Origin of the sequence: Microbispora sp. CSR-4 (assembly GCF_008033685.1) — a bacterium.
Taxonomy (GTDB): Bacteria; Actinomycetota; Actinomycetes; order Streptosporangiales; family Streptosporangiaceae; genus Microbispora.
In genome coordinates, this window is the sequence record NZ_VJVX01000104.1 from 1 (window position 1) to 9,520 (window position 9,520).

The following is a 9,520-nucleotide window of genomic DNA, read 5'->3' on the forward strand; positions in this document are numbered from 1 at the left end:
TTGGGGATACTTCCTCGGGGCTGGCATCGTGACGTGATTCTCCCTTCCGCCAGCAGATGATGCTGGCTTCAGGGCCTCCACGAAAGTCGGAGTGGTTCACTCCGATCATCCATCCCCCAGCAGCCAGACTCATGCCACACCGCCGAGCGGCGATCTCGAACAGCCCGACACTGGGCTTGCGGGTACCTTCGATTCCAGAGAGCGCGTAAGCGTCGACGGCCTCGGCCAGTCCTGTCCGCTGGATCTTGCCGAGCTGGTTGTCCGCTGTCCCGTTGGTGACGATGGCCACCTTCCATCCAGCCGCGCGGAGCCGCGCCAGTCCTTCCAGGACTTCAGGGCGGCATTGAACGAGGTACGGTATGCGCTTGCGGTAGCGGCCCCACAGTTCCTCGGCCGACTCTGCTAAGGCGAAGTGCTTGCGGACCCTGGCAAAGAACACCTCACGATGCGGGTAGCCAGCCCGATCCAGCGCGAGTATCCAGGCGACCGCGTCACGATCGAGGGCGCGCTCGTCGACGAACTCCGCGGCCCAAACCCGAAACGCTTCGTCCAGGTCCACAAGGGTGTTGTCCAGGTCAAAGAGCGCAAGCCTCTGCACGGCGTACAGCATACGAGGAGCGCGGTCCGTCAAGGGCCTAACGGTTTTCTGAAGCACTACGGTTACCCGGCTCACACAGGCCCTGCTCTGCGGTTCAGCTTAATGCAGTGGCGTGACCCGGGTAGAGATCATCCCGCACATATCCCGCCTGCTACGGCGCCAGCGGTCGTCCACCTCGTGGCCGACCTTCCGATCGGCTATGTGCTAGTTGGAGGGATCGGCCGAGGACGGGGGCACTGGGCGATACCTGCTGAGATGTTCGATGATGTAGGTCTGATGGCGAATGTCATCGGCCTGTTCAGGCGTAGCCTCGTACAATCTGAGGTTGTTGATTTCTGCCCGCGCTGCCATGATATCCCCCGTATAGGCCAGTACTACCGCACGTTGTGAGCGTAGTCCGACAATCAAGTCTGGCAAGTTGCATTGCTCCGCAACTGGCAGCAATTGTCGGTCAAGTAGGTTCAGGGCCTTATGGGGTTCATTGACACGCATCAAGGTCTCGACCACGTCCTGCCCAGAGTCGACAGCGGAGCGCCAGGCACCCGTAACCAGGAAAAGGTTCATAGCGATGATCGCTCTTGAACCGTAGTCCAACTCGAGCTTGCGGCAACTCTTGACAAATAACGAATAGCAGTCCCCAAGTCGCTTATAGTCATCAGGTGTCTCACTGCGCAGACATGCCGCTCGCAGAGCGCTAATCGGGCCGAGGAGGGTCTCATCGTTGAGGCCGAGGTGAGCACAATAGGCGTTAGCACATTCCATTGCCACCTGGCCGGCAGCCTCGTATCTACCCGCTAGCCAGAGGCCGACAGAGTAGTCGTAACGTAGAGAGAGGGAATCGTGACCTGTGCGATAGCCCTATCGAAAGCTCTCTCCAAGCCCTGCAGGTCCCCCAGTCGTCCAAACAGGGTGAGCTGCCTACTGGTGATAATGGCCCTCTCGCGTTTTCCCATCCCACTTTGAGCGGTCTCGATGAGGGCTTCCATTGCCCGCAAGTGGTGTTGGTATGCCTTCCAGTCTTTGTCCATATATGCCCAGGTGATCAGCGCATTTCGGGCATCGAACTGAGTTGCTATATCCCGGTCAGGGTTTTGGGCTACATCTGCCAGTACCGCACGAAGTTCAATTGGATAGCCACCTTCGTAGAAGCCCTCCAGTGTGGTGAGGTCAAGCAGGGTGTCGATCTGATCCGTGTGTGCAAGCAGGCGCATCCAGCGGGCCAGTCGAGGTAGGTCCCGCTTGCCCTCCAACAGGCCGCAGAGGGCGTACCGAGCCTGTTCGATCGGTCCTTCTGCAAGATTGTCCAGATAGACGGTGGCCATCGGCCTGACGGCGTCGTGAAGCTTGATGTGGCCGTCGGCGAAGGTCTGTGTCACGCCGTGGGACGCGAGTTCACGCAGTGCCCGCGCATTTACGGCGGGCCGCTCCAGACCAGCCGCTGATGCCATCCGCAGCAGCTCGCGACCTGTTAGGGGAACTTCGGCGAGCGCGAGAAGGGCGGCGAATGTCCTGGCAGTCTCGGTGAGGTGTTCGAAAGTCTTTTCCAGAATGAGTTCCTGCGCGGTGGGGGCCGTGTGCATCTGTTCCTGTAAGGCGTCGCAGAAAGCGGCGCCGTCAGCGGCGTAGAGGGTCCGGGTTAGGTGAGCGGAGTTCAGCACATAGAGCGGCAGACCAGCAGTAATCGCGAGAACGCGTCGCGCGGTGGGATAGTCCAGACTGCAGCCCTCGGCGCTGAATGCAGCCGCAACAGCGTCGGTGTGCCATCCAGGAAGCGACTCTATAGTGATGCCCAGTTGAGCTGCGAGCAAAGTTTGATCCGGCCAGGGCTGACCGAGCAGAATGAACCGAGCCGTCGGCAGAGCATCGATTAAGGCCTTAAGCTCGCTGGCGGGGAGCTGATGGGTGTTGTCCAAGATCACCGCGACGGCGGTTTGTTCCTGGGACAGGCGGAGGTGAACTGCGCGTAGGACGTCCAAACCCGCTCCGGAGGATAGACGCAGCTCTCGGGAGCTGCCGCTAAGGTGTCGCGCGGCCAGTTCTCGGGCCAGCGAACCGGCCACGGCCGCAGGCGGCAGGCCGCCGACGTCGAAGTAAGTAACGGGGAGTGGACAGTGCGCCGCCGCCTGCGCCGCCCACGTGGTCTTACCCGCGCCGGAGAATCCGACTATTAGTCGTGCGCGCTGCTCGCTAAACAGCGTCGGCTCCCCGTCCTGGGGCCGGTAGAACTCGGGAATTTCTGGGAATGCTTGTAGTTCCTCAACGAACTGCTCGAACAGCTCTGTTAAGTCAGACGCGGCGAAAGAGTGGCCGTGCGCGCCAGTACATGCGTACTGAACGCGGGCGGCGAGCTTCCAAATCAGCGTCTCTGGAGTGAGAGATCCGAAGGGAATCTGTCCGGCCACTGCAACACACCACTGGAGCAGTTCCTCGACGTCCCGCCCAGGCGTTGGCAGCCAGATGTCCTGCTCATGCGGGCCATTCGGCCACAGCAGAGTGATGTCTGAGGGCCAGTCCGGCTTCTGTATCCTGCCGAGGAGCCTGACGCCAGGTGTAGTGTTGCTAACCACGATTAGCGCGGGAGTACCGCTACGCCGCCCTGCCTCGTGTTCCTTCCGGATGTTGTCGAACCGCTCGACAGAACTTCGAAGATCGCTCCATCCCAGTTCACCATCACGCGTCTTTACCTGTAGGTACAACCGTCGGTCCGGAAAGAGAAGTTCAAGGTCCTCATCTCGCTCGACGAGCAGGACCTGCGCCCCTGTTTCCTCTAAACGCAGCAAACAGCCGACCGCGTACAGGTGCTGATATAAGAAGCCGCGGTGAACCGCGATGATGCGGCGCAACTGGGCGGCGTCGAGCGTGTCAGCCATACGCTGCTCCCTAAGCTGTCCAGAAATCAGATACCAGCTGGCCGGCCACCAGGCGGGATAGCAGTGGCTTCGATTTCGAAATCAATGGGACCAGTAACGCCTTGGCTACCCCTAGGACGATGATTATCGAGCGTGGTCAGAGTCCAGTCTGCGGCAGCCTCTGCAGCGATTGTTGGAGAGTGACTAATTACTGCTACCTGTGCATGTTCGGCCGCCTTCTGCAGCCGTTCCAGTGCAGCGATCTGCACCTTTGGGACGTAAAAATCAAGTGCCTCGTCAAGGAGCAGGAAGGTAGGCTCGACGCGTGCATGGTGCTGGGCGTGCACAACGGCCAGCTCCATCAGAATTAAGGACTCTATTGATCGATTAAGCGAAGCGTCCCCAACCGACCGAACCGTTCGGCCGTTGACGTCTAGTGTCCAATCGATCCGCGTACCCATTACGCGCACCTCTTTAATGAGCCCACCCGTCTCCGCGAGCATGCCCAGGGTAGCCTTCATTGCGGATGAGCTGAGGTCGAACACTTGGGCGAGGGAAATAAGGCTTCCAATACTTCCTGCGGATTCCCGCATAGAAAGGAGTACCGTCTTGTAGGGTCGAGCAACATATGGAACAGGCCGTCCGTCGAGAACATGAGTCACATTGCCCGACCTACCACTGGTGGCCACGTCATGCGTTTGTGGATCAAACCACCTTACTTCAATATCTACATCCCGATCATGAGAAAGCTCTGCGACATGGTCCGGGTACGCGACACTTGCGATAAGGCGGGCCAATATTGACTTACCACTGGCGTTAGGACCAGTGATTATGTTGCGCATCCCCAACTCGAATCTGCGACCCGCTAGCGATCCCGGCGCGGAGTTGACGGCAATCGATTCAACTAGTCCGAAGTGATCTTGGGGTCGACCGTTTACCTCGGCGCCTTTTCTGGCCTCGTGGAGTCGTTTCCATGCCTTGAGCTGGGCAACGGAATAAGCATGCCCTGCATCAGAGTCGATAGCCTTACCATGGGAATAGCAGCACCAAATACCGTTCTCAGGTTCGCTGCGCTCGGCAGCGGAAAGTCCGCCCGTACCGCGCGGACCGCTGGGTGAGGCGGCATAGATGTGGGCGGCCATGCCGACATTCACGACTTGTGTTTTTCCCGGCCCTGGCCCCACCGTCAGCCGTCCGCAATTCAATACGGAGCACTGATATCCCGCTCGTTCTGCGATGATCTTTCGAGTTGCCGCCGAGAACTCTGCACGGTGATCCATTTGGTCCGCGTCCCGCTTCATGTCGCCGAGGGTGTCTCATACTATCCGCATTGGGTTCCTCAGGCTCAGCTATAAGTAGCCGCAATCGAGCCGTGTCGCGTCAAGTCTCGCTGGACCGAGCAACCCTGAGCCGTCCACTTACATGGGTGCAGCTGGACACCTCCCTTTCGCTATCTGGTCTCAGTCGCCATTGAGGTCTGCCTCTATGCATTCCGGCATGTGAGACCTCTGTCGCTTCAGGCGTCCGCCTCTCAAGCCCACGGATACGTACAGTGCGTGGATCAAGCGGCTGGTCATCTCCTCGTCGGGCAGGCGTAGCCATGCCGGGCCGGACGCCCAAGGTCAAGCCGTCTCTTGCGTGTACATGTTCCCGGTGACCTTCCACATCGGCTGGTTGTCCTGCCCGCAGTAGACGGCTTGACCTTGGGCGGCCGGTCTGGCATCCCTTCGGGGTGGCCGGCGAGGAGATGACCGCCTCCCACCCGCGCCTTTCCGGCTCATCTCCGAGGAGGGCCGGGGGTGCAGGGGGCGGAGCCCCTTGCGGCTCTTCCTGCCGGATGCCTCGGCGAGCTTGACCGCGTCGTCCTGGCCGCGGTGGTCTTCGATCGTCTGGCGTTCTATCTCGGGGCTGGGAGCGCGCGGGCGGCGCCGGCCGGGACCGGCCGAAGAGCCGCAGCCCGGCCGGCTGGCCGACCGGCGCGCGACGCGGGCCGCCGTAGGCGGGCCGCTTCAATAGCGAGAAGAAAAGTAGCTTCCTGCAGCGAGACGGGTCGTCAGCGGAGCGGTTCGGCGGTGGTCCAGACGCGTTCGAGGCTGGTGCGGTAGACGGCTGTGCTGTCTTCGTCTTTGGTGGCCGTTAGGTACAGCACGGGGGCTTGGGCTGCCGGGACGCTATAGGCGTGGACGTTCACGAGAAGCTCGGTGTCGGCCCGGTAGATGGAGTTGTAGAGCGTCGTGCGGTGGAGGCGGATCTCCACCCCATTGACGTCCTGGAGCGGCCGGTACAGCATGAGGGCGTTGCGTACTCGGGCGGCCATGACGTCAGCTCCGATGCCTTCTTCGGCTCCTCGGGCGGCTACCTCGGGGCTGTTGGGGTCGCCGAGAAGGATGCGAATCTTCACGCCTACCTCGGCCCTGCTGGCGAGCAGGCGAATCATGCCGGTGTCCTCGGCGAGGAACAGACTGCTGTAGGTCAGGATGTCGATCTCACGACTTGCACCCTGGAAGAGCCGGCGCCATATGGTCTGCGGTATGGCCCAGCGGTGGGGGTAGACGGCTTTCACTTCGTGGGAGATGGTTCGCCGGGGTTGAGCGACGTCGGGCCAGAGGTCGCCTTCGTCGAGTTGCAGCATGTCGGCGAGGGCCCAACGGTGGCGTGGATAGGGGATGCGGCCCTTGAGCCAGCGGTCAACCGTCTTGGGGTCGACTTCGAGGGCGGCAGCGACGTCGACGGTTTGGAGTCGTGCTCGTGCGAGGGCATGGCGCAGGGTGTCGCTCACGGCGGTGTACCTCCCGGGGCGGCGGCTCTGCCTGCGACGTTAACACGAGACGTCCCCAGACGTCCCTTAGTCGCGGTGTAGAGGTTCCCCGCCTCGGCGGAAGCTCATTCGGCATGGGCGCGATGAACGCGCCCACCCCAAGCCGAAAGGAGCGTCAGGCATGGAAAAACTGCGGCCGGTTCAGAAGCGGCAGCGCGAGTATCAGGAACAGCTCTTGACGGAGCTGCGGGATGAGCTGGAACAGCGCGGGATCACGACGGTCCTGATCGTGGATGAAAAGAACCGGCCAGCCCTGGACGTCACCGACAGTCGGCTACGGCCCCGCCGAGTCTACGTCCACCTCGCGTTCTTGTGGTTCTACTGGGGTGACCAACACGACGAACGGGTCTCATGCCTGAAGCTGGGGCCAGCGGCCGACCGGATCGAGAAGGCGGCGCGCGAGGGCTGGCCCGAGGGCGAACAGGGCGAACTCGGCATTGACCTGGCAAAGATCCTCGATGCGCACCGCTCCTGAGCGGCGCAAGGCGTGGCTGACCGGGCAGCGCGTCTCGGGCAAGCTGGCCGAGCGGCTACGCGAGCGGATTCGCGCGGGTGTCTATCCAGCAGGGCGAGCGCTGCCCTCGGAAACCGCCCTGACCGCGGAATTCCGTGTTGCCCGCAACACAGTGCGTCGCGCGTTGCGGGCCTTAGAGGCTGAGGGGTTGATCGTGACAGTCCCGTCGAAGGGGCGGCTCGTACAAGGCGCTGATCAGCCTGTCGACGCCTCCTACCGTTACCAGGTCATCGCCCGGGAGCTACGGCGGCGGATCGAGCGGGGCGACCTCGGCCCTGGCGACCTGCTGCCCAGCGAAGCCGAACTCCGGTGGTTGTATGAGGCGTCGCGCAACACGGTGCGGCAGGCGTTCGCGGAGTTGGAGCGGGAAGGGCTGATCGTGTCTCAACAGGGCAAGGGCCGGTTCGTGCAGCATCAGAAGTGAGACGTCCTGGGACGTCCGGGTTGGAGCTCTAGGTCGGGGCCGCGAAGTGCTTATCGTCTGTCTCATGGGACAAGCCGAGTGGGCGCGTGATCTGGCCGAACGACTCCTTGCCGAGCCGCTCCCTCGGCGCTGGGCACACACCCAGGGTGTGGCGGTGCGAGCCGCTTCGCTGGCCCCAATCCTTGGCGACGAGGCCGACACGCTCACCGCCGCCGCCTACCTCCACGACATCGGCTACTCTCCGAAGCTCGTCGACACCGGGTTTCACCCCCTCGATGGCGCCCGCTACCTGCGCGATGTGGCGGGCGCCGACGAGCGACTGTGCCGCCTGGTCGCCCATCACTCCTGCGCGGTCAACGAAGCCACCGAACGCGGCCTGCTCAACATCCTTAACGCCGAGTTCGCCCAGGAACGGCCGGAGCTGGTGGAAGCGCTGACCTACTGCGACATGACCACTGGCCCGGACGGCCGGCACCTTGACGCACACGAGCGCCTGGCTGAGATCCACTCCCGCTATGGCCCGGACCACCTGGTGAGCCGATCAATTACGACGTCTACGCCTTGCATCCTGGCGGCTGTTGACGCAGTTGAGACGAAACTGCGCGAACTGTCGGCCCGCTGACCGACAGGCTCACTCAGCCATGTATGCCTTACGGATTTTGGCTGCGCCGTACGCTCCGCGAGGGTTGCAGATCGGGCATCCGCAGGGCGGCATGCCGTGTGCGTTGGGCATATAGCGCCACCCGGTGACCTGGTTCACGCCCCTGATGCGGTGAATCTCGCTGGCCTGGATCGGGCGCGGGACCAGGAGTTCGTATCCGCGGGCGTCCTGATGCTCGGCGATCAGGGCCGCGGCTGCGGCACTGCCGAGTTCGACCGGCGGGGCGTTGTAGTGGCCCACCAACACCGGCTCGTCATCAGGGATGCGGAAGTGGACGGCAACGAGAGTGCGCTGCCCGTTACGCCGCAGCTCACGGCCCCACTGATAGGTGATCTGGTAGGAGGGCAACGCCGGCAAGCAACAGACGCCTGTGGCATCGCTCCGCCCCACGCTGACGGCGCGGATTCCCACCCTCCGGATCGAGCGGATGTTTTTGGCAGGGGTGGGGTGCAGGAGCAAAGTCATGGCTTATCCGATGTACGGCAGGCCGGTGCCAGCGAGGAAGTGGCCGATGCGCAGGGCCATCGAGCGGTCCATCGGCAGAGCCTCGACCTGGTCCCGTGGCACCCAGCGGACCTCGGTGGATTCGCTGCTGGGGGTCGGCTCGCCGCTGACGGCACGGGCGGTGAGGACGATGGAGAACTCTTGCCGGGCCTCGCCGTTAGAGGTGTAAAGGATGACGTGGCGGGGGTCGGTGTAGGTGCCGACGAGGCCGGTGATCTCGCACAACACCCCGGTCTCTTCGAGGGTCTCGCGTACGCCGGCCTGTGGGAGAGACTCCCCAAGGTCGATTGCGCCGCCGGGAACGGCCCAGTTGCCGTTGTCGCTGCGACGGATCATCAGAATGTCCCCGGCGTCGTTGGTGACGACGATGTTGACGGACGGGACCAAGCTGTTCGGCTTGGGAGCGTCAGGGTCGTCGTAGTAGTCGATGCGGCGGGCCACGATCACGACCCTACCGACGTGGCCTGCTCCCACACCCGTTCGAAACTGTCGACGTACGTGGTGACCATGTCCCCGCCTAACACCTTCCGCAGATGCAGGACCGGGGCGTTGCCGGCGGGCACTCCATACACATGTGTGTTGACGAGGAGCTGGTCGTCGCCGCGGTAGATGGAGTTGTACAGCACCGTCCGATGAAGCCGGATCTCCACCCCGTCCAAGCCGCGGATAGGCCGGTAGAGGACGAGGACGTTGCGGATCTTGGCGGCCATCCCGTCGTCAATGCCCTCGTCCGCGCCGCGCTGGGCGACCTCGGGGCTGTCGGGGTCGCCGAGCAGGATGCGCACCCGTACTCCGGCGGCGGCCTTCTCGCCGAGCATGCGCACAATGCCGGCATCGTCGGCGAGGAACAGGCCGCTGTAGACGAGGACTCCGATTTCCTGCGTGGCGGACGCGAACAGACGTCCCCAGGCGTCCCGGGGGACGGCCCAGCGGTGCGGGTAGACGGTGACGATCTCGCTCTCGGACGCTGAGGCCACCTGTTCCCGGGTAAGGGCCTCGGGCCACAGGTAACTCTCGTCCATCCCCAGGTGAGCGGCGACGGCGTACCTGTGCTTTCGGTACGGTGCGCGGCCTTTGGTGATCCAGCGTTCGACGGTCTTGGGGTCCACCTGGATCGCGGTCGCCAGCTCGGCGATGCTCACCCCGCGTTCC

At 63.0% G+C, this 9,520-nt stretch carries 11 protein-coding genes; 3 read left to right on the forward strand and 8 right to left on the reverse strand.

All coding sequences use genetic code 11. The annotated features are described in order from the left end of the window. The 5 genes from FLV34_RS37920 to FLV34_RS37940 form a co-directional block, all read right to left on the reverse strand. Positions 1-598, reverse strand: a 598-nt coding sequence (locus tag FLV34_RS37920; RefSeq protein WP_147945446.1) for an HAD family hydrolase, incomplete at its 3' end; no start/stop codon positions are given. A 204-nt stretch (positions 599-802) separates the two neighbouring features. Continuing rightward, on the reverse strand, positions 803-1,162 hold the full coding sequence (locus tag FLV34_RS37925; RefSeq protein WP_147945447.1) for a hypothetical protein: 360 nt from the start codon (positions 1,160-1,162) through the stop codon (positions 803-805). Positions 1,163-1,392: 230 nt separating this feature from the next. Continuing rightward, positions 1,393-3,468 (reverse strand): hypothetical protein, encoded by a 2,076-nt coding sequence (locus FLV34_RS37930; protein ID WP_147945448.1) that lies wholly within the window; start codon positions 3,466-3,468, stop codon positions 1,393-1,395. A 26-nt stretch (positions 3,469-3,494) separates the two neighbouring features. Continuing rightward, positions 3,495-4,748 carry a hypothetical protein gene (locus FLV34_RS37935; protein ID WP_147945449.1) on the reverse strand — a complete coding sequence of 418 codons (1,254 nt, stop codon included), beginning with the start codon at positions 4,746-4,748 and terminating at the stop codon, positions 3,495-3,497. Positions 4,749-5,500: 752 nt separating this feature from the next. Continuing rightward, positions 5,501-6,226, reverse strand: a complete 726-nt coding sequence (locus FLV34_RS37940) for an XRE family transcriptional regulator (protein ID WP_147945450.1) — start codon at positions 6,224-6,226, stop codon at positions 5,501-5,503. Positions 6,227-6,386: 160 nt separating this feature from the next. On the opposite strand from FLV34_RS37940, the gene FLV34_RS37945 reads away from it, so the two are divergent. From FLV34_RS37945 to FLV34_RS37955, 3 genes are all read left to right on the forward strand, one after another. After that, positions 6,387-6,740, forward strand: a complete 354-nt coding sequence (locus FLV34_RS37945) for a hypothetical protein (RefSeq protein ID WP_147945451.1) — start codon at positions 6,387-6,389, stop codon at positions 6,738-6,740. Continuing rightward, positions 6,724-7,203, forward strand: a complete 480-nt coding sequence (locus FLV34_RS37950) for a GntR family transcriptional regulator (protein WP_147945452.1) — start codon at positions 6,724-6,726, stop codon at positions 7,201-7,203. The genes FLV34_RS37945 and FLV34_RS37950 overlap by 17 nt, the downstream gene beginning before the upstream one ends. A 64-nt stretch (positions 7,204-7,267) precedes the next feature. Beyond that, on the forward strand, positions 7,268-7,825 hold the full coding sequence (locus FLV34_RS37955) for an HD domain-containing protein (protein WP_147945453.1): 558 nt from the start codon (positions 7,268-7,270) through the stop codon (positions 7,823-7,825). 9 nt (positions 7,826-7,834) lie between these two features. Here the strand turns inward: FLV34_RS37955 and FLV34_RS37960 are convergent, their stop codons facing one another. From FLV34_RS37960 to FLV34_RS37970, 3 genes are all read right to left on the reverse strand, one after another. After that, on the reverse strand, positions 7,835-8,329 hold the full coding sequence (locus FLV34_RS37960) for a hypothetical protein (RefSeq protein WP_147945454.1): 495 nt from the start codon (positions 8,327-8,329) through the stop codon (positions 7,835-7,837). A gap of 3 nt (positions 8,330-8,332) precedes the next feature. Then, entirely contained in the window at positions 8,333-8,809 is a 477-nt protein-coding gene (locus tag FLV34_RS37965) for an NUDIX hydrolase (RefSeq protein ID WP_147945455.1), read from the reverse strand. Positions 8,810-8,811: 2 nt separating this feature from the next. Beyond that, positions 8,812-9,520, reverse strand: a 709-nt coding sequence (locus FLV34_RS37970; RefSeq protein ID WP_261986062.1) for an XRE family transcriptional regulator, incomplete at its 5' end; no start/stop codon positions are given.

Bases quoted from the DNA above. Each gene is read 5' to 3' on its own strand.
- FLV34_RS37925 (WP_147945447.1), bottom strand. From the start codon at position 1,162: ATGAACCTTTTCCTGGTTACGGGTGCCTGGCGCTCCGCTGTCGACTCT.
- FLV34_RS37955 (WP_147945453.1), top strand. From the start codon at position 7,268: ATGGGACAAGCCGAGTGGGCGCGTGATCTGGCCGAACGACTCCTTGCC.
- FLV34_RS37950 (WP_147945452.1), top strand. From the start codon at position 6,724: ATGCGCACCGCTCCTGAGCGGCGCAAGGCGTGGCTGACCGGGCAGCGC.
- FLV34_RS37960 (WP_147945454.1), bottom strand. From the start codon at position 8,329: ATGACTTTGCTCCTGCACCCCACCCCTGCCAAAAACATCCGCTCGATC.
- FLV34_RS37945 (WP_147945451.1), top strand. From the start codon at position 6,387: ATGGAAAAACTGCGGCCGGTTCAGAAGCGGCAGCGCGAGTATCAGGAA.
- FLV34_RS37930 (WP_147945448.1), bottom strand. From the start codon at position 3,468: ATGGCTGACACGCTCGACGCCGCCCAGTTGCGCCGCATCATCGCGGTT.
- FLV34_RS37935 (WP_147945449.1), bottom strand. From the start codon at position 4,748: ATGAAGCGGGACGCGGACCAAATGGATCACCGTGCAGAGTTCTCGGCG.